Genomic DNA, 20065 nt, shown 5'->3' on the forward strand with positions numbered 1-20065 from the left:
CGCATACGCGGTTCATAGGCCGCACATCACATCTAGCTAAAGAGGTTGAACACTGTGGTCCAGACCTTGCAGAACTTTATCAACGGCGAATTTGTCCCTGTCACGGGCACGGAATCACTGGATATCGTCAATCCCACCAATGGTGAGGTGGTGGCGAAGGCGCCCATCTCCAGCCAGGCTGATGTGGATGCAGCCATGGATGCAGCGGCCACCGCGTTCCAGACGTGGAAGCGCACCACCCCGGGCGAGCGCCAGCGGCTCCTGCTCAAGCTGGCCGACGCCGTCGAGGCCCGCAGCGACGAACTGGTCGAGGCCCAGCACCGCAACACCGGCCAGGTCCGGCAGATGATCGCCGATGAGGAAGTTGGTGCCGGTGCGGACCAGTTGCGCTTCTTCGCCGGTGCCGCGCGCCTTCTTGAAGGCCGCTCGGCCGGGGAGTACATGGAGAACTTCACCTCCTATGTGCGCCGCGAACCGGTGGGTGTCATCGCCCAGGTCACCCCGTGGAACTACCCGTTCCTCATGCTCGTCTGGAAGATCGGCCCCGCGCTCGCGGCCGGCAACACCGTGGTTCTGAAGCCCAGCGACACCACGCCCGAAAGCACGCTCGTCTTCGCCGATATCGCCAAGGACATCCTGCCCGCCGGCGTGCTGAACTTTGTCCTGGGCAATGGCGCAACCGGGGCCTCCATGGTGGACCACCCGACGCCGGCCATGGTGTCCATTACGGGTTCCGTGCGTGCCGGCATCGCCGTTGCCAGCGGAGCAGCCAAGGGTCTCAAGCGTGCGCACCTCGAGCTGGGTGGCAAGGCGCCCGCCGTCGTGTTCGCTGACGCCAACCTGGGCCGCACCGCCCAGGAGATCGCCGAGTACGCCTTCTTCAACGCCGGCCAGGACTGCACCGCCATCACCCGCGTGCTGGTGGAGGAATCCGCCCACAAGGACTTCCTGGCGCTGTTGGCCACCGCCTCCGAAGGCCTGGAGACCGGCAACGAGGACGACTCCAAGAACTACTACGGCCCGCTGAACAACATCAACCACTTCAACCAGGTGGCCGGCGTGGTGGCCAACATCCCCGAGTACGCCACCGTCGTCACCGGCGGCACACAGGTGGGCGACAAGGGATTCTACTTCGCACCCACCGTGGTGGACGGCGTGAAGCAGAGCGACGACATCGTCCAGAAGGAAACGTTCGGACCTGTCATCACGGTCCAGACGTTCAAGACGGAGGAGGAAGCGGTGGAGATGGCGAATGACGTCGACTACGCCCTCGCCTCCAGCGTCTGGACCTCCAACCACGGCGTGGCCATGCGCCTGGCCCGGGACCTCGACTTCGGCGTGGTGTGGATCAACACCCACGTCATGCTGACCGCCGAGATGCCGCACGGCGGTTTCAAGCAGTCCGGCTACGGCAAGGACCTCTCCATCTACGGCGTGGAAGACTACACGCGCATCAAGCACGTCATGAGCAACCTCGACGCCTGAGCCACGCGCGGCCCCACAACCCCTTCGCGCGGTACGACTGATCGCGTTTGAACACCATTGAAAGGAACCCCACCATGAGCGACATCCAGTACCGCCTTGCCCAAAAGCGCGAAATCAGCGGCGCATTCCCCGGCCCCAAGTCACAGGCTTTGAACGAGCGCCGCAAGTCCGTCGTCGCAGGCGGCGTCGCCTCGACCGTGCCGGTTTATGTTGCAGACGCCGACGGCGGCATCATCACCGACGTTGACGGCAACTCCTTCATTGACCTCGGCTCAGGCATCGCCGTCACCTCCGTCGGCGCCTCTGACGCCAACGTCGTTGAGGCCGTCCGCGAGCAGGTCGGCCACTTCACCCACACCTGCTTCATGGTCACCCCGTACGAGAGCTACATCGAGGTCGCCGAGGAGCTCAACGCCCTGACCCCCGGCACCCACGAAAAGCGCACCGTGCTGTTCAACTCCGGCGCCGAAGCCGTGGAGAACGCCGTCAAGGTTGCCCGCCTGGCCACCGGCCGCGACGCCATCGTCGCCTTCGACCACGCCTACCACGGCCGCACCAACCTGACCATGGCGCTGACCGCCAAGGCCATGCCGTACAAGACCAACTTCGGCCCGTTCGCACCGGAAATCTACCGCGTGCCCATGAGCTACCCGTACCGCGAAGAAGCAGACATCAAGGGTGAAGAGGCCGCACGCCGCGCCGTCACCATGATCGAGAAGCAGATCGGCGCAGGCTCCGTCGCCGCGATCCTGATCGAACCGATCCAGGGCGAGGGCGGCTTCATTGTCCCGGCCGACGGCTTCCTGCCCACCCTGGCCGCCTGGGCCAAGGACAACGGCGTGGTCTTCATCGCCGACGAGGTCCAGTCCGGCTTCTGCCGCACCGGCGAATGGTTCGCCACCCAGCACGAAGGCGTTGTCCCGGACATCATCACGATGGCCAAGGGCATTGCCGGCGGCCTGCCGCTCTCCGCCATCACCGGCCGCGCCGACCTCATGGACGCAGTGCACCCCGGCGGCCTCGGCGGCACCTACGGCGGAAACCCCATCGCCTGCGCCGCAGCCCTTGCTGCCATCAAGACCATGAAGGAACACGACCTCAACGCCCGCGCCGCCAACATCGAGCGCATTGTGACCGACCGCTTCAACGCACTCGTCGCCGAAATGGGCGAGGCCGGCATCATCGGTGAAATCCGCGGCCGCGGCGCCATGCTGGCGATCGAACTGGTCAAGCCCGGCACCGCAAACACCACCAAGGAAGTCAACGCCGAGGCCGCCAAGGCCATCGCAGGCGCCTGCCTCCAGGCCGGAGTCATCATCCTGACCTGCGGCACCTACGGCAACGTCATCCGCCTGCTCCCTCCGCTGGTCATCAGCGACGAGCTGCTCAACGACGGCCTGGACGTCCTCGCCGACGCCATCCGCGCAGCAGCCTAAACGCGAGCGCGGGGCCCGCCGCGAACTTGTGAGCGGTGGGAAGGCGTGGTGATGTACGACGGCGGCACCCGGGTTGGCCTTTGGCCCGCCTTGGGTGCCGCTTTTGTCTGCGTTGTGTCAGTAGCTGGGTGCCGCGGCGAGCCCGAAGTACTGCTCGAGGGTCTGGTAGCCGCGGTTGTGCATGTCGGTGGCCGTCCGGACGCCGATGTAGCGCAGGTGCCAGGGCTCGTAGGTGTAGCCGGTGGTCCAGTCCTGGCCCCATGGGTATCGGATGATGAAGCCGTACCGCCAGGCATTGTTGGCGGCGAATTGTCCTGCCGGCGTGTTTTCAAAGCAGGCCTGCAGCGAGCAGGCGCCGTTCGGATTGCCAATGTCCATGACGAGCCCGGTCTGGTGCTCGCTGTAGCCGGGGCGTGCGGAAATGGTGTCTGCGACGGCCTGCCCGTATTGGGAAACGTATGAGTTGTACAGCCCCACCTGCGTGTCATAAGACCGGAAGCCGCTGACAGGGGTGAGTGCAACCCCAGCTGCTGACGCCCCGGCGACCAGCTGTGAGTATTGCCAGGACGCCTCGCTGCGCATGAGCTGGGAACCGACCCAGGCGAGATCCGGCGGTGTCTGGTTGATGGGTGAATTGGGCCGCCTTTTGTTGACCACCACCCCGGTGCTGCCGGCATAGGGGTTGACGCTGACGCCGGCGAACGTGGGCCAGTTGATGGTGCCGCCCTGGAAATACTGGACGCAGCTCAAGGGGGAGCCGCCGCACTGCTCCTCGCTGGTGGGATATCCCAGCGGGCTGCGTTCGTAACCCATCTGGACCCACTTGGCGCCGATGGCGCCGTGGACGGAATGGGAGCCCACCGACGGCTGCCAGTACACGTAGCCGCCCTGGAAGTTTTGCACGCAGCCGCCGGAAACCAGGGTGCAGTTTTCCCCGGAGATGGGGTATCCGAGGACGCCGTGCTCGGCGCCCATTTGGTCCCAACGGGCCCCGATGCCGCCCTTGACCGGATTGGCACCGGCGCTGCGCTGCCAGTACATGCGCCCGCCCTGGTACTTCTGCACGCAGCCGGAACCGGCCAACGTGCAGCTTTCATCCGTGGTGGGGTAGCCCAGGAATCCCCGCTCCCAGTTGAGCGAGCCCCACCGCCCAAGGATGGCGCCGACGGCCATGTGCGCACCTGTTCCCGGCGACCAGTAGATGCTGCCGTTCCGGTAGCCGCGGTAGCAGCCGCCTTGGGCAAGGCCGCAGCGCAGCGGCGTGATGGCAGCCCCCAGTTGTGGATTCTTCGCATACTTCGCGGCAATCGCGTTGTTGTCGGGCGTTGCTGCCGTGGCAGGCCCGGGCCCTGCCGTGAAGACCCCCAGCAGGGAAAACACCGCCAGCACCAGGAGCAATAATCGTCTGGTCTTCATGGCAAAGCCGCCTTGTCCAGTCAACGTTGATTTTTCGACCATAAATCGAATCGCGCGGCAGGACAAGGGGCGGCCTGTCATGGATGCGTGGGGGAGCGCTTCGCTGGGTAAGCTGAAGGGATATTTTCCTTCCGGCACGGCATATTGGGGTGGCATGGGCGAGCAGCAGTTTGATGAACGTTATCCGGCGATGTTCCAGCCGGGCGGCGAGGCAGCTCCAGCCCACCTGCAATGGCCGGTGACGTCGGAAACTGCTCCCACAACCATCCGGGACCACACTGCTTCCGGTCCGCCGGCGGCCGTTGGGGGATTCTCGCCGATCGGCCACGAGAGCCCGAACCGGCCGGCCCTTGCCGACGAAACTGCATCGGAGCCGGTCGCGGCGCCGGCGTCGGCTCCGGCGGCTGCGGGGGCCCGGTTGGCCGGGTGGGTGGCGGCCTGTGTTGCTGTGCTGCTGGTGGCTGCCGGAATCACGATCGCGGCGATTCCTGCGGTGATGTCGCAGTCACAGATGAACTCCCAGGGCTACGACCCGATCATGATGTGGGTGTACACGGCCGGGCAGGCGGGCGCCCCCATGGTTGGGGTGGGGCTGGGCACCCTGGCTGCCATATTGCTCCTGAACATCCTCCTGCATCCGCAACGTGCGGAGGGGCTCCGGCGGCTCTTTGCCATCGCCACAGCGGCTGTCCTTTTTGCCGGATTCTATGCCCAGTTCGCCGTGTTCTTCATGCAGCCGGTGCCGCAGAAGATGTACGACTCCTTCGGCAACGAAGGCTACACGGTCATCTCCACGCCGGTGGCGGCGACGGCCATGTCGTTGGTGGCATTTGGTCCACTGCTGGTCGGTTTGCTGATGTTGGCCGTTGTCGCGGCGGGACGGCAGCTCTCGCCGCTCCGCTTGTCACTTGTGGGGTTGGCAATGCTTGCCGCGGCGGTTGCGGCTCAGTTTGCTCCGGCAATGTTCCCGGATTCATTAATGGCCGCCCAGACATTCGAGCCAGGGGCCCAGCCCATGGTGGCATGGCCGTACTGGCTGCCCGGACTCACGCCGTCGCTGGTGGCAGCAGGGGCGTCGGTCCTTGCCGGGGCCGCGCTGATGCCCGTGCTGGTGGCAGCGCTCCGCCTGACCAAGGCGCACGAGCTGCGCGGCGATGGCCAAGGCTCCACTGAATCCCCAGCCACAGCCCACGAGCAGAAAGCCAACAATGCCCAGCAGCAACTTTGACGAGCGCTACCCCGCGATGTTCCAACCGGGCGGTGAGACGACGGGAATGATCGTTGAGGACCCCACCGCCTACCATTCGGAGCGCGCCCAGACGCTGCACGTCATGCCGGAACCCATCATGCCGGAGCACGTCCCCCCGCTGCATGAGGGGCACGAACCCACCCGCGGCGGGAATGCGGAGGCAGCGCCATGGCCGTTTTTGACATGGCTGGGACCCTTGCTGGTGGCATTCGTCTTGCTGGCCGGGGGAGTGTTCTCCTTGAGCGCTCAGTATTGGCTGCCATCAGCCACGACATTTGACCCGTCGAAGTTTCAGGGTGTGGATCTGCAGCCGTGGGGCTATGCCGTTGTGACGGCCGCGGCGCCCCTTTTCATGGCTGGATGCGGCATTCTGGGCGCACTGGTGTTTCTCGCCTCGCGCCGGGACGCGGACCGAGAGGCCTCCTTCAGGCGTGGCTTCGGGGTGCTGGCGGCGGCGATTGGCGTGGCCGGCTGGGTGGGCATGTTCGCCCCGTCGATGTTCCCGCAGGCCCTGTCCAACTTCGGTGACAACAGCGGCGGCTATGCCGCAATGCCATGGACGTACTTGGTGGGCGGCAGCGGGTTGTGGCTGTTCATCTTGGCACTGTCCATGACAGCGGTGCTCACCGTGCTGCCACCGGGGCAGGGGCGGCCGCGCCCTTTGCGCGGCCTGGGTCTTGGCGCGGTGCTGTCGATGGCCGGAACTTACGCCCTGTTGGCCCCCTACCTGCACCCCACGGCGACGGGCACCGTTATCGTCGAGCTGGCCAACGGCGCCCAGGCCACCAGTCAGGGTTGGGCGGCACTGGCGCCGACGCTGGCCGCCCCGCTGCTGCTTGTCGGGCTCGCAGTCATCGGCTGGGCCGTGCTCTACCTTGCCGCCACTGCCCGCCGCGGCCCGGCAGCGGAAGGTGGGCCGTCCGCCGTCGAGCCTGAAAACGAAGAATCCTAGGCTGCAGCAGGACACATTCCCGCCTCCTCATTGTCATGGCGGGCATGGAGATTTAGCCTTTCAGTAGGAAGGCCCGCCGGCATGCCGGAAGCGCGGCGGGAGCGGGCCTGCCAGGGGGAGAAGGACAACTCCGTCGATGAGGAAGTGGACCATGTCCAGCCGGAACTTTGACGAGCGGTTCCCCGCCATGTTTCAGCCCGGCGGGGAGGACGCCGCTGAAGACTGGCCGCCGCCCGCCATGGAATTTGTCGCCCCGCAGGCGGCCGGCGCGCAGGCGCACATCGCGCAGGGTTCGGGAGGGCAGGACGCCGGCACCGCGCTTGCGGGCACGCCGCAGCGTTCACCGCAATCTTCCCCGGTGCCAGCCTGGCCGCGCCGGGGCTGGCTGGCCCCGATGGCGGCCGCCGTGGCCATGCTGTGCGCCGGGGCGTTCGCCCTGGCGGCGCAGTACTGGATGCCTTCATCCATCGAGTTCGGCAGGGCCGCGTTCCAGGGCGTCGAGCTGCAGCCGTGGGGCGAGATTGTCCATGCCGCGGCGCCGCCCCTGTTGGCAGCGGGCACGGGCATCCTGGCGGCGCTGCTGTTCCTCGCATCCCGCCGCACTGCTGCACGGGAGCGCCCGCTGCGGGTGGTGTTTGCAGCGGCGGCGGTTGTGGTTGTGCTGTCCGGATGGACGGGCATGTTTGCGCCGGTGCTTTTCCAGGACGCGGCGGTGCAGTCGACGGGCGGCGGCACACACGCCTATGTGCGTCCCTGGACCTACATGGTGGGCCCCAGCGGCACCTGGTTGTTTGCGGCCGGGTTGCTGATGCTCGCGGTCCTGGTTGTGGTGCCCACCGGGGGCCGCCCCCTGCCCGTCCGCGGCCTGTGGCTGGGGGCAGCCATGGCAGCCGCGGGACTGTGCGCCCTGTTCGTGGAGTACCTGGCGCCCCTGCTGGCCGGGGTCGTCATTGTTGAAGTCTTTCGGGGGCAGGTGGTCACACACCAGGACTGGGCGTTCCTGGCCCCGTTGCTCGTCGCACCGCTGCTGCTCTCCGGCCTCGCGGTCATCGGATGGGCCCTGCTTTGCCGGGCCGCCTCACCCCGCCGCGGCCCGGCATCGGCAGGCGGGCCGTCCGCCGTCGAACCTGGCCAGTAGCATCCCCGGCCGGGCCCGGAATGCCGCAGCACTGTTCCGCGCACGGCGGCGGGCGGTACAGTCAGTGCTACCAACGCCCCTCACAACGACGTGCCGGGGCCTGCCGAAGGGTGCAGCATGAAATATGTAGTGGGATACAGGCCGGATGAGCGCGGCGCCGATGCCGTGGCGCTGGCGGGTGTGATCGCGTTGACGCAGGGCGCGGCGCTCCACCTGGTGAACGTGGTGCGCGGGAACAAGCCGGCAGATCCGGAGCAGGAACGCCGGGCCCTCGCCATGGTGCCCGACGGCGTGGAGGCCGCCTTCTCCGTGAGAAACGCCGACTCCTTTGCCCACGGACTGATCGCCGCGGCGCAGGAGGACGGTGCGTCGCTGATTGTGGTGGGAGCCGCCAGCAACGGGCTGTTCAAGCGTTTCACGGTGGGTTCGGTGGCCAACGGGCTGCTGCATGCCTCGCCCCTGCCCGTGGCGCTGGCGCCGCGCGGCTACAACCGCCGCGATCCGCTGACCCGGCTCACCGTCATGACCGGCGTGCGGGAGGGCTGGCAGGCCGTGCTCGACGTCGGCACCTCCGCTGCAGCGCGCCGGCATGTTCCGCTCCGGCTGGTGTCGGTGGTGGAGATCGACCAGACCTCGCAGACCGATTTTGAGCTGTCCAACGCGCTGAGCCCGGCCCGCCAGCACGTGAACACGGTCCTGGCGCAGGCGGCGGCGACGCTGCCGGAGAACAAGGTCACCGTCACCCTGGCCCATGGGCGCACCATTGAGGAGGCCATCGACGGGATCGGCTGGAAGTCAGGCGAGCTGGTCATAGTGGGTTCCAGCCGGCTGGCCGAGAACCGCAAGATCTTCCTGGGCTCCACGGCGAACAAGATCCTGCGCTCGCTGCCGGTGCCCATGGTGGTGGTCCCGCGCGACTACACGGAACCGGGCATCTAGCGGCTTCACGCCTCCAGGAATGCGTCGCTGAACAGCAGCTGCAGCCCTTCGGCCATGGTGGGGTGGGCAATCACGGCGTCGCGCACCTGCTGGTACGGCAGCCCGCCCAGCATGGCCATCTGCACCACGGCAATGACCTCGCTTGATTCGTGCCCGAGCAGCGAGACGCCAAGAATCCTGTCCGTGCCGCGTTCCACCACGGCCTTCCACATGCCCTCAAGCTGGCCCACCGTGCGCGCCCGGGGGATGGCCGTGACGGGCATCTTCGCAATCCGGACGTCGTGCCCGGCAGCCCGGGCCTGCGCCTCGGACAGGCCCACGCGGCCCAGCTCCGGCGTGGTGAAAACACAGTACGGGATGAGCCTGTCCCGGGTGCTGTGCAGCGCCACGCCGGGGACGGCGGCAAGGTTGGCCTTCAAGATCCGGTAGTCGTTCCACGACGCATGCGTAAACTGCGGCGTGCCCGCCACATCGCCCGCCGCCCACACGCCGTCCGCCGTGGTGCGCAGGAACTCGTCCACCGCCACCAGCCCGCCCGGGGCAAGATCGACGCCGGCCGCCTCTAGTCCCAGCCCTGCCGTGACGGGTTTGCGGCCCAGCGCCACCAGGACCTCTGCCGCCTCCACCGTGGTTCCGTCCGCCAGTGACACGGTGACCGTGCCGTTGGTGCGGACCACCGATTCCGCAGCGGCACCCAGCCGCACGGACACGCTGTCGGACTCCAGGGCGGACGTGACGGCGGCGGAAACGTCGGTGTCCTCGCGGGGGAGCAGGGACGCGCCGCGCTGCACCAGCGTGACAGCGACTCCCATGATGGACAGCATGGAGGCGAACTCGCAGCCGATGTAGCCGCCGCCCAGGATGACGATGCTTGCCGGCAGTTCGGCCAGGGTCAGGATGCTGGTGCTGGTGAGAGGCTGCGCGGCCCGCAGGCCGGGAATGTCCGGAACCGCAGGCACCATCCCGGTGTTGACCACAACGCCGGTGCCGGACAGCGAGCGGGGAGTGCCGGCGTCGTCCACCACTTCAACGGTGCGCGGGCCGGTGAAGCGCGCCTGGCCGATGACCAGGTCCATCCCGGAGGCCAGGAACGACTTGCGCTGGCCGGCCACCATGGTCCCGACCACGTCTTCCTTGCGGGCGCGGAGGAGGTCGAGGTTGACGGCGGGGGTACCGGCGTCGATGCCGAACTCGGCGGCGCGGCGGGTGGCTGCCAGGAGGCGGGCGCTGTTGACGAGGGTCTTGGTGGGGATGCAGGCGACGTTGATGCAGGTGCCTCCGATCATGCCGCGCTCCACCATGGCCACGCGCTGCCCTGCCGCGGCGAGGTCCATGGCCAGGGACTTGCCTGCCTTGCCGCCGCCGATCACGAGGAGGTCGAAGTGTTCAGTTTCCATGGTGTGCCTTCCGTGTGGGGTGGCGGTTGTGCGGGGTCAGTGGGCCATCTTGCGAAGGCGTGCGGTGCGGCGGTAGCTGATGAGCATGTCGGCGATGAGAAGTCCCAGCGCCGCCCAGACAATGATGAAGCCGATCCAGCGCTCGGTGCTCATGGGCTCGCCGAGGATGGTGATGGCGATGATGAACTGGACCACCGGGGTCATGAACTGGAGCAGGCCGATGCCGGTCATGGACAGCCGGCTGGCCGAGGCGCCGAAGAACAGCAGCGGCACGGCCGTGATGATGCCGGACGCGGCCATGAGCCAGAAGTGGCCGGCGCCCATGCTGAAGAGCGTGGCCTGGCCGGCGAGGGACATTGCCACCATGGCGGCGACGGCGAACGGGGTCAGGACGGCTGTTTCAATGCTGAGGCTGGTGATGGCGTCGACCTTGCCGCCCACCCGGTTCTTGACGAAGCCGTAGCTGCCGAAGCTGAAGGCCAGGACCAGGGCGATCCACGGCAGCTTGCCGTAGCTCATGGTCATCACGACGACGGCGGCGAAGCCCACACCCACGGCTGTCCACTGCAGCGGGCGCAGCTTTTCCTTCAGGACGATCACGCCGATCAGCACGGAGACCAGCGGGTTGATGAAGTAGCCCAGGGACGCCTCGACGGTGTTGCCGGTGGTGACGGCGAAGACATAGGTCAGCCAGTTGATGACGATGAGGACGCCCGCCACGGCCAGGGTGCCGAGAATGCGCTTGTTGCCGGCCGCGGTGCGGATCTTGCCCCAGCCGCGCGCCACGGTGATGATGATGGCGCAGAAAACCACCGACCAGACGACGCGGTTGGCCACGATCTCGATGCTGTTGGCCGGCAGCAGCAGGATGAAGTAGAGCGGCATCATGCCCCACCAGCCGTAGGCGCCGACGCCGTACATCACGCCCTTGGCGCCTTCGGAACGGGCGGGGCGCGCCGGCCTGCCGGTGGACTGCTGTGTCTGCGGGTTGCCTGTGGTCACTACCCCATCAGAGCACTGATGCGACGCAAACGCCATGTCCACCTGCCATCCGGTGGACCGTGGCGGGCGGCGTTGCAGGGCCCAGCCGGTGTGCGCGCCGCCGTGCGCCCCAAGGCCTGCGGGCCGCGCCCGGCCCGCAGGCCTTGGTGAGTGGTTCCTCACTTTCGCCTGCCCGTCGCGCCGGAACGCAATTAGACTAGGAAAGTAGCGCTTAATTTGCGCTGTCGTGTGCAACAGTTGATGTGTCGGGACCATGGAGTGTCCTGACGGATGATGTGTCTTGATGTTGCGATTCACAGTTCGGAAGGACTTCTTTCTTGGCTAACTCGAACGCCGCCCGCCCATTCCGCGTCGCCATCGTCGGCTCCGGCCCGGCAGGCGTCTATGCAGCGGACATCTTGACGAAGTCCCAGGAAGTCGCCGGCGGCGACGTGCAGGTGAGCATTGACCTCTTTGAGTCGCACCCGGCACCCTACGGCCTGATCCGCTACGGCGTGGCGCCGGACCATCCGCGCATCAAGGGCATCATGAACGCCCTGCACAAGGTGCTGGACCGCGGCGACATCCGATTCTTCGGCAACGTCAGCTACGGGCGTGACCTGACCATGGCAGACCTGCGCGCCCACTACGACGCCGTCATCTTCGCCACCGGAGCCACCAAGGACGCCGAGCTGGACATTCCCGGCATCGGGCTGGACGGCTCCTACGGCGGGGCCGACTTCGTCTCCTGGTACGACGGCCACCCCGACGTCCCGCGCGAGTGGCCGCTCAATGCCAAGGAGATTGCCGTGATCGGCAACGGCAACGTGGCCCTGGATGTTGCCCGTGTGCTGTCCAAGCACGCGGAGGACATGCTCGTCACCGAGATCCCGGACAACGTCTACCAAGGCCTGAAGGCTTCACCCGTCACGGATGTCCACATCTTCGGCCGCCGCGGCCCCGCCCAGGTCAAGTTCACGCCGCTGGAACTGCGCGAACTGTCCCACTCCCGCGACGTGGACATTGTCCTGTACGAGGAGGACTTCGACTTTGACGAGGCCTCGGATACGGCCATCAAGACCAACAACCAGGTCAAGATCATGGTCAACACCCTGACCAACTGGCTCGTTGAGCAGGACGACGACGAAGGCCGGGTTCCGGCGTCGCGCCGCCTCCACCTGCACTTCCTCCATACGCCCGTGGAAATCGTGGGCGAGGACGGCAAGGTTTCGGGCATCAAGTTTGAACGCAACGAGCTGGACGGCACCGGGAACGCCCGCGGCACCGGCGAGTTCATCGACTACCCCGTCCAGGCCGTCTACCGTGCCGTGGGCTATTTCGGTTCAGAGCTTTCCGAGGTTGATTTTGATGCCCGCCGGGGCGTCATCCCCAACGACGGCGGACGCGTGCTGGGTGCCGACGGAACCCACGTGCCGGGCCTGTATGCGACAGGCTGGATCAAGCGCGGCCCTGTTGGCCTGATCGGCAGCACCAAGGGCGACGCACTGGAAACCATCGGCTGCCTGCTGGAAGACCGGGCGAACCTGCCCGTTGCCGAGCACCCGGGCGAACAGGAAATTGTGGACCTGCTGGAATCCCGAGGCGTCGAATACACCACCTGGGAAGGCTGGAACAAGCTGGACGCCCATGAGAAGCACCTGGGTGAGACGTACGTTCCGGAGCCCGGGATCGAGGTGGTCCGCGAACGCGTCAAGGTTGTGGATCGCGAGCAGATGGTAAATATTTCCAAAAAGTAGCGGCGCCTGGGAAGGCCGGTCGGCACCTGCCGGCCGGCCTTTTGCGTGCCCAAAAACTTTCTGCAAAAAGTTTCCCGTTTTCGCGTCATGAATCGGGACCTGCCCTCTCTCATCTTGTGTAGGCAAAAAACATATGGTTCAAGGGCAGGTGGGTTTAGTGGTTCGCAGTGCAGCGTTCTTTCAGGGTGAGGCGATTTTGCTGGCAGGCATGCCGTGGGCCAAACCGCCCGTTGCCCTGCCCGGCCTGGCTGTAGCCAGCAGCCATGCCTTGATTGGCGCCGGGGACTTGCTGACGGTCCATGTCTATGTCTTCAACAGCACTGCCAGCCCCTTGTCCGGGCTGGTGCTGCAATCGCAGTCGCTCACGAACGCCGGCATGGAGAACCTTCGCTTTGCCAGCTGCCCGAGCGTGGAGGAACTGGCCCTGCCCGAACTGGAACCAGGAGCCTTCGAGTCCCGGACGTTCACGTATCGGGTGACAGAGCGGGACACCAGCCATGGCGGCCTCATCATCGCGGCTCTTGCCGTCCTGATGGACACCCCGGAGGGGCTGTTCAAGGTGGCCGAAGCGGATGCCCTTGCAGAGGTGCACACCATGGAGTTGGCAGGGTCTAGCTAACACCCTGCCTCTGCCCCTCCCCGGCATTGCCAACCGTCAAATTGGGGGATTTTCCACTCGTTGGGGGAGTGGAAGGTCATTGACGGTTGGCAGTGGCGGGCCATGCACCGGCACCACGTTGAAAGGCTCCCGGCCACGCGGCCGGGAGCCTTTCGGTCCCTCCAGCGCGTCAACGCTGATCTCCGGGTGAACCACTGGAAATTCGCTTTTTCAGCCGGGATATGATGGCAGGCGTGGCAATCTTAAGGAGGGGCGTTGTCAAGACAACCGGCCGATGAGTTGTTGGCGTCGCAAAAGAGCGACGAAGCGCTCATCCTTGAAGTGCGCCACGGATCTTCAGGCGCCTACGGCCTTTTGTATGAACGCCACGTCGACAGTGCCATGGCCACGGCATCACGCTATGCCGGAAACCACAGCGACGCTGCTGACCTTGTGGCGGAAGCCTTCGCCAACGTGCTGCAGGTGCTGCAGAACGGCAAGGGCCCCGACGTCTTTTTCCGGGCCTACCTGCTCACCACCCTGCGCCGCCTGGCCTCAGCCAAGCGAAGTGCAGACGAGAAGCTCTTCGTGCTGGACGACCTTGAACGGGTTGCCCCTGCGGTGCCATCCGCCAACACCGTCGTCGTTGCCTTTGAAAATGAAACTGTCGCCCGCTCGTTTCGCAACCTCCCCGAGCGGTGGCAACTGGTGCTTTGGCACACTGAGATCGATGGATTGGCTCCGGCGGCAGTCGCTCCCATCCTGGGCATGAGCGCCAACGCAGTGTCCGCCCTTGCGGTCCGCGCCCGTGAGGGCCTCAAGCAGGCATACCTGCAAAACCACCTGTCCGGGACCGGCACCCCGGGCTGCGAGAAGTACGCCGACCAGCTCGGTGCGTACGCCCGCCACGGCTTGACCGCCCGACGCACCAAAACTGTCCAAGCCCACGTCGACGGCTGCCTCAAGTGCACCGAGAAGCTGCTGTACCTGGAAGACGTGGGCGTTGGCATGCGCGCCATCATTTTCCCCGCGCTGCTGGGGTTGGCCTTTGCCGGCAAGGGTGCGGCCATTGTGGGCGGCGGCCTTGGCCTCGGACTGAACCTGGGCGCTGCCGCAGACCTTTCCGCTGCAGGTGCCCAGGGAGCGGGGGCCAACGGAGCGGGTGCCGGTGCTGCCGGTGCTGCCGCGGCGGGGCTCGGCCTTCCAGCGGTGAGTGCCCTGGTTGCTGCATCAGTCGCCGCCCTGGTCATGGTGGGCGGCGTGGTCGCCGCAGCCGTAGGGGTGCCGTTCTTTGGCGGGCCGTCGCAGGAGCCTGCCGCTGCGCCCCAAACAGGCAGCGCCGTCACTCAGGTGGCGGGGCAACTGCCCCCGGCCGCCGGCGCAACGCGCAAGGTTGCCGCGTCGGCCACCCCTGCCGCCGTTGCCGCAGACGATCCGGAAAGCCTGCCCCCAGCCGCGGGCCTCCTGCCTCCGGCCGCGGTCCCGTCACTGGACTATGCCGGCGAGCCGGATCCGGGACCCCTGCCTTCCGAGACGACCGGCCAAGTCACGGGGCCGTCTGCCACCGCGGACCCTGGGCAGCCAGCCACCCCGGGCCCCGGCCCGACGCCGGTGCCCACGCGGGCGCCTGCCGTTGCGCCAACAGCAGTCCCGACTCCGACTCAAGCCCCAAGTCACGTGCCGCCAGTTGCTCCCACTTCGAGCGCAACGCTGAAACCAACGCCGCAACCGACCCCAGCGCCGCCCTCGGCTGCCCCCACCTCGATGCCGACGGCCATGCCTTCCCCAACTCCCACCCTGGTGCCGTCGGCCACACCTACGCCGAGTCCGTCGGTCGTCCCCACCCCAACTCCGACGGCCAAGCCGACGTCGGACCCCACGGTGGCTCCAACTCCCACACCCACGTCGTCGGCTGCTCCCAGTGCGGGCCCCACGGGTGAACCCACTGACGAGCCCTCGGTTCAGCCGACCGATGAACCTACGGAAGTGCCCACGGTTGATCCGACTGTGGATCCCACGGCCGAGCCGTCGGCGACCCCAACACCGGAACCGTCTGCGACACCCACTGCGTCACCTACGGCCGAGCCGTCACCGGAACCTCCAGCAGAGAAAACACAATTCTCGGTGGAGACAACTGATTTGTCCGCCAGTGGATACGGCGCCAGGATCCAGATTGATCTGACGGCCTCTGGCCCGGCACAAGTTTCCGCTCCCAGGGTCGCTTTCAGCAGCTCGTCGTGGCTGCTCCATCTGGGGCTTACGGTGCAAGCTCCATCCGGGTGGACCTGCGATAAGTCCGCAATCCTCACGGAACCCGAGTGGGTCTGCACGGTAGAGACATGGGCAGGTGAAACGTCGGCTTTCGTCCTGGCCCGGAGCAAATGGACGAGCGAAGCATCCCTGACAATGACCGTGCAGGCCGACGAATCCGACGACTTCATTAAGAAGCTGCAGTTCTAGCCTCAGTTCATGACGAAAAGTGACGAAGCAAAAATCTCATAATTTGAGACAAACTATTTGAGATTCAAATGATCTGGTAGGGCTTCGCTAGTGTTGTCTGGTTGAAAAACCCCAAGACGAAGTGGCTGGCATGAACCTGTTCCGAACCAAATCCATCGAGCACTCCCTTGCCGATGCTGACGAACCGGGGCGCGGGCTCAAGCGGTCGCTGAGCACGTGGGACCTGATGATCATGGGCATCGCCGTGGCCGTCGGGGCCGGAATTTTCTCCGTGGGTGCCGAGGCTGCTGCCAACCATGCCGGGCCGGCGGTCTCCATCTCCTTCATCCTGGCCGCCGTCACCTGTGCCCTGGCCATCATGTGTTACGCCGAGTTCGCCACGGCCATACCGGTGACGGGCAGCGCCTATGTCTTCACCTACGCCACGGTGGGGGAGTTGCTGGCGTGGATCATCGGCTGGAACTTGATCCTGGAACTGCTCATGGCAGCCTCCGTCATCGCCAAGTACTGGGGCATCTATCTCAGCAACTTCTTTGAGGCGGTCAACCTCGACGTTCCCTCACACTTCGAGCTCGGCCCGCTGACCGTCTACTGGGGCCCGCTCGTGGTTGTTGCGGTGTTCACCTTCATCCTGGTCATGGGCACCAAACTCGCGGCCCGCATCAACAACGTCTTCACGCTGATCAAGATCGGCATCGTGCTGTTCGTGATCGTGGTGGGATTCTTCTACGTCAAGATGGAGAACTACCAGCCGTTCGTGCCGCCGGCCCAGCCGGCACCCGTCACGGACACGGCGTGGCAGGCGCAGCCGTTCCTGTCCCTGCTGACCGGGGCCGAGCCGTCCATGTACGGCTTCGTCGGCATCATCTCCGGTGCGGCACTGGTGTTCTTCGCCTTCATCGGCTTCGATGTGGTCGCCACGAGCGCGGAGGAAGTCAAGAACCCGTCCAAGACCCTGCCCCGGGGCATCTTCGCGGGCCTTGCGGTCACCACCGTGCTGTACATTCTGGTCACCCTGGCCGTCACCGGCATGGTCTCCTATGCTGACCTGGCCAATGCGGATGAGCCTTCCCTGTCGACGGCGTTTGCCCTGGTGGGCGCCGACTGGGCTGTCGTTGTAATCTCCCTGGGCTCCCTGATTGGCCTGACCACCGTCATCATGGTGCTGCTGATGGGCCTGGCCCGGGTCGTGATGGCCATGAGCCGTGACGGCCTGCTGCCGCGCTCGCTCTCCAAGACCTCCGACAAACACGCCACCCCGGCCCGCACCCAGATCCTCAGCGGCGTGTTCGTGGCCGTGCTTGCAGGGTTCACCCCGGTGGAACTGTTGAGCGAAATGATCAACATCGGCACCTTGAGCGCATTCGTCATGGTCAGCATCGGCATCCTGGTCCTGCGCCGCAAGCGCCCGGACCTCAAGCCCGCCTTCCGGGTGCCGCTTGGCCCGGTCATCCCTGTGCTCTCGGCGCTGCTGTGCATCTACCTCATGCTGAACCTGGCCACGCTCACCTGGGTGTTCTTCGCCGTCTGGTTGGCCGCCGGCCTGGTCTTCTACTTCAGCTACGGCCACTGGAATTCACGGTTGCGCCGCGAGGGACCCGCTGGCATCAAGCAGCCGTAGCGGTCCGAACCGCGAACAGCAATTGGCTTAATGAACCCAAATCCGCCGTCCCATCCGGTATCGTTTTGACGAAAATTGGATATCGCTTGGTGGACTAATTGGAGACTGTTCGGTTCATCATTGAGTTGCTGGTGGTCTTGGCCGCCATCGTCATGGGCACCCGGTCCAGCGGCGTCGGGCTGGGCCTGTGGGGCGGTGCAGGTGTTGCTGTGCTCGTCTTCATCATGGGCCTTCCTGTGGGCTCGCCCCCGGTGGATGCCCTGCTGATTGTCATGGCGGTCATCGTGGCCAGTGCCACCATGCAGGTGGCCGGCGGCATCGACTGGATGGTCTCGATTGCCGCGAAGCTCATCGCGGCCAACCCGAAGCGGATCACCTTTGTGGCGCCGCTGGTGTCCTTCCTCTTTGCCGTCGGTGCGGGAACCAGCAACATCCTGTACCCCCTGTTGCCGGTGATTTCAGACCTTTCCTACCGCAACGGGGTGCGGCCATCGAGGCCCCTCTCCCTCTCGGTGGTTGCCACGGGCGTGGCCCTGGCCTGCAGCCCGGTCTCGGCAGCCATGGCCGCCATGGTGACGCTGACCGCCGTGGGGCCCTACAACTTTGAGCTCATCGACATCATCAAGGTCACCTTCCCGGCGGCCCTGATCGGCATTGTTGCGGCCGCGTTCGTGGTCAACAAGCTCGGCAAGGAAATCGAAAACGACCCCGAAATCCAGGCCAAGATTGCCGCCGGCGTAATTGCCGCACCGAGTGCAGGCGGCCAGACGGCCGAGGTCCAGGTGACTGTCACGAAGGAGGGACGCAACGCCGCCATCATCTTCTTCATTGGTGTTGCCGCCATTGTCGTCTTTGGCCTGTGGAAGGGCATCCGGCCCCTCGATGCCGATGGGAATCCCATGGCCATGACGCCCATGATCGAGGTCATCATGCTCCTGGTGGGCACCCTGATCCTGGTCATCTGCAAGCCCAAGATGTCCGAGGTCCCCAGCACCACCGTGTTCAAGGCGGGCATGGTCTCGGCCATTGCGCTCTTTGGCCTGGCCTGGCTGACCGACACCTTCCTGAGCGCGCACACGGAGATGATCGCATCTGGCGTGGGCGCCCTGGTGCAGCAGGCCCCGTGGATCTTCGCCCTGGGCGTGTTCCTGGTCTGTGTGCTCACCACCAGCCAGTCCACGGCCACCAGGACAGTGGTGCCCATTGGCCTGGCCGCCGGCATGGCCCCGGCACTTCTGTCGGGCATGTGGGCAGGAGCCTTTGCCGGCATCTACCTTCTCCCCACCAACGGTTCACAGATTGCCGCGGCAAACTTTGACACCAGCGGATCCACCAAGCTGGGCACCAAGCTCTACGACCACTCCTTCTTCATCCCCACGCTGGTCCTGGCCGTGGCGACGCTGATTCCCGGAGCCATCCTGGGCGCCATTCTCAGCTGAGGCGGGTTCCAGCCCGCGCCTACTCGGGGCGGGCGGCCAGGTAGGAGCGGAACTCATCCCAGCTGGTCTTGCACGAGCGCGCCAGCTGGGCGGTCCAGGCCGTGTCTTCCTCGGGCCAGCCCGTGCCCGGCTGCTGCAGCGCGGCCGTTGCATCAGGGCCCAGCAGGTACTCCCGCAAGAATTCCGCCTGGACCGCACCGAGCGCAACATGGGAGGCCCCGGCGCGCTTGCGGAACGTTGAGTCCGTCAACTCGCGGAACAAGGCCCCCGAAGCGATGATCTCCTGGCTGCCCAGGTATGGCTTGTTCAGCGCAACAGCCGCGGGATCGCCGACCTTGAAGCCCAGCCTGTGGCACTCGGCCAGGATCCGCAGCATTTCAGGATCCATGGTGATGACCTCGCTGCCGCGGGGCTCACCCTTCTGGTCCCCCCGGTTGGACAGCGAAACCACGTCCGGGAGCCTGTCGGCTTCTGCCCGCTCAACGTTGACCGCCCCGTCCCGCGTGGTGGTGTGGTTCATGGTGTCGTGGAACGAGAATGCAAAGACGTGCCCCGGAGTGCCGCTTGCGGCCGCGCGGGCGGACGCGGCCTCGACGACGGCGTCCCGCAGTGAGTCGCGGGTGGACTCGTAGACGCCCAGGCCGCGTTCGGCAACCTCCTCGAAGGCCGCCACCATGCGGTCAAGCTCGGCATCGCTGCCTGGAACCTTGAGCAGGGGGTAGAAGGAGAAGGTGACGGGGCGGATGGTGTCCACCCCGCCCAGGTCCACCTTGTTCCAGGCGCCGGCTTCGCGCATCCGGACAAATGCCTCACGCAGTTGGGCGCCAAGGTCCTCTGGCCGGGCCCGGTTGGGGTCCCGGAGCAGGCGGGGGTGTGGGTTTTCGACGTAGACAATGCGGGGATCCTGTTCCGCCCAGGCCCGGCAGACAGGGGCCGTGGTGCGGTCGCTGTAGTCGAACTGGAGGCGGTGGGTGAATTCCGGGGCCAGAAATTCCACCAGCTCTTCGGGGACGGCGTCACCGGCATGCGGCGTTGACACCACAAGGTCGGCTTCGGCGATGGCCTCCTGCAGGGTCCGGCCGGAGTCCTTGCCCTGGTAAAACGTGATGTCCGAACTGGAGAAGCTGGTCCCGGCCGGAATGACCACGGGTGCGCGATCGGCGTTGGAGGGGGTGTGCGTTGACATGTGCAGTTCCG

General features: G+C 66.0%; 15 protein-coding genes. 11 read left to right on the forward strand and 4 right to left on the reverse strand.

Features of this window, described 5'->3' with window-relative positions; translation table 11 throughout:
- The first annotated feature begins 54 nt into the window (after positions 1 to 54).
- Both JOF48_RS09875 and gabT read left to right on the forward strand, forming a co-directional pair.
- Entirely contained in the window at positions 55 to 1485 is a 1431-nt protein-coding gene (locus JOF48_RS09875) for a gamma-aminobutyraldehyde dehydrogenase (RefSeq protein WP_209680250.1), read from the forward strand.
- A 74-nt stretch (positions 1486 to 1559) separates the two neighbouring features.
- Positions 1560 to 2921: a 4-aminobutyrate--2-oxoglutarate transaminase gene (gene gabT, locus JOF48_RS09880; RefSeq protein WP_209680253.1), complete on the forward strand. Its 1362-nt coding sequence runs from the start codon at positions 1560 to 1562 to the stop codon at positions 2919 to 2921.
- Between the two features lie 117 nt (positions 2922 to 3038).
- Here the strand turns inward: gabT and JOF48_RS09885 are convergent, their stop codons facing one another.
- On the reverse strand, positions 3039 to 4337 hold the full coding sequence (locus JOF48_RS09885) for a D-alanyl-D-alanine carboxypeptidase family protein (protein WP_209680256.1): 1299 nt from the start codon (positions 4335 to 4337) through the stop codon (positions 3039 to 3041).
- A 154-nt stretch (positions 4338 to 4491) separates the two neighbouring features.
- Between JOF48_RS09885 and JOF48_RS09890 the strand changes: the two genes are divergently transcribed.
- The 4 genes from JOF48_RS09890 (at position 4492) to JOF48_RS09905 (ending at position 8615) form a co-directional block, all read left to right on the forward strand.
- On the forward strand, positions 4492 to 5565 hold the full coding sequence (locus tag JOF48_RS09890; protein ID WP_209680259.1) for a hypothetical protein: 1074 nt from the start codon (positions 4492 to 4494) through the stop codon (positions 5563 to 5565).
- On the forward strand, positions 5546 to 6538 hold the full coding sequence (locus JOF48_RS09895) for a hypothetical protein (RefSeq protein ID WP_209680261.1): 993 nt from the start codon (positions 5546 to 5548) through the stop codon (positions 6536 to 6538). The genes JOF48_RS09890 and JOF48_RS09895 overlap by 20 nt, the downstream gene beginning before the upstream one ends.
- Before the next feature lie 151 nt (positions 6539 to 6689).
- Entirely contained in the window at positions 6690 to 7676 is a 987-nt protein-coding gene (locus tag JOF48_RS09900; protein ID WP_209680263.1) for a hypothetical protein, read from the forward strand.
- Positions 7677 to 7793: 117 nt separating this feature from the next.
- Positions 7794 to 8615, forward strand: coding sequence for a universal stress protein (locus JOF48_RS09905; protein ID WP_209680266.1), 822 nt, complete (start codon positions 7794 to 7796; stop codon positions 8613 to 8615).
- 5 nt (positions 8616 to 8620) lie between these two features.
- On the opposite strand, the gene JOF48_RS09910 is transcribed toward JOF48_RS09905, so the two are convergent.
- Together JOF48_RS09910 and rarD are read right to left on the reverse strand one after the other, a co-directional pair.
- Positions 8621 to 10012 (reverse strand): dihydrolipoyl dehydrogenase family protein, encoded by a 1392-nt coding sequence (locus JOF48_RS09910; protein ID WP_209680269.1) that lies wholly within the window; start codon positions 10010 to 10012, stop codon positions 8621 to 8623.
- A gap of 36 nt (positions 10013 to 10048) precedes the next feature.
- Entirely contained in the window at positions 10049 to 11014 is a 966-nt protein-coding gene (gene rarD, locus JOF48_RS09915; RefSeq protein WP_425353712.1) for an EamA family transporter RarD, read from the reverse strand.
- Between the two features lie 317 nt (positions 11015 to 11331).
- On the opposite strand from rarD, the gene JOF48_RS09920 reads away from it, so the two are divergent.
- The 5 genes from JOF48_RS09920 (at position 11332) to JOF48_RS09940 (ending at position 18868) form a co-directional block, all read left to right on the forward strand.
- Positions 11332 to 12750 (forward strand): FAD-dependent oxidoreductase, encoded by a 1419-nt coding sequence (locus JOF48_RS09920; RefSeq protein ID WP_209680275.1) that lies wholly within the window; start codon positions 11332 to 11334, stop codon positions 12748 to 12750.
- Between the two features lie 208 nt (positions 12751 to 12958).
- Positions 12959 to 13369, forward strand: a complete 411-nt coding sequence (locus JOF48_RS09925) for a hypothetical protein (protein WP_209680278.1) — start codon at positions 12959 to 12961, stop codon at positions 13367 to 13369.
- A gap of 255 nt (positions 13370 to 13624) precedes the next feature.
- Positions 13625 to 15808, forward strand: coding sequence for a sigma factor (locus tag JOF48_RS09930; RefSeq protein ID WP_209680281.1), 2184 nt, complete (start codon positions 13625 to 13627; stop codon positions 15806 to 15808).
- 130 nt (positions 15809 to 15938) lie between these two features.
- Positions 15939 to 17429 (forward strand): amino acid permease, encoded by a 1491-nt coding sequence (locus JOF48_RS09935; RefSeq protein ID WP_209680284.1) that lies wholly within the window; start codon positions 15939 to 15941, stop codon positions 17427 to 17429.
- Positions 17430 to 17527: 98 nt separating this feature from the next.
- The gene (locus JOF48_RS09940; protein WP_209680286.1) at positions 17528 to 18868 is read left to right on the forward strand and encodes an anaerobic C4-dicarboxylate transporter; all 1341 of its coding nucleotides are present in this window, start codon (positions 17528 to 17530) and stop codon (positions 18866 to 18868) included.
- A gap of 19 nt (positions 18869 to 18887) precedes the next feature.
- Here the strand turns inward: JOF48_RS09940 and JOF48_RS09945 are convergent, their stop codons facing one another.
- Positions 18888 to 20054 carry an N-formylglutamate amidohydrolase gene (locus JOF48_RS09945; RefSeq protein WP_209680288.1) on the reverse strand — a complete coding sequence of 389 codons (1167 nt, stop codon included), beginning with the start codon at positions 20052 to 20054 and terminating at the stop codon, positions 18888 to 18890.
- Positions 20055 to 20065 lie beyond the last annotated feature (11 nt).

Source organism: Arthrobacter stackebrandtii (genome assembly GCF_017876675.1).
Lineage (GTDB): Bacteria > Actinomycetota > Actinomycetes > Actinomycetales > Micrococcaceae > Specibacter > Specibacter stackebrandtii.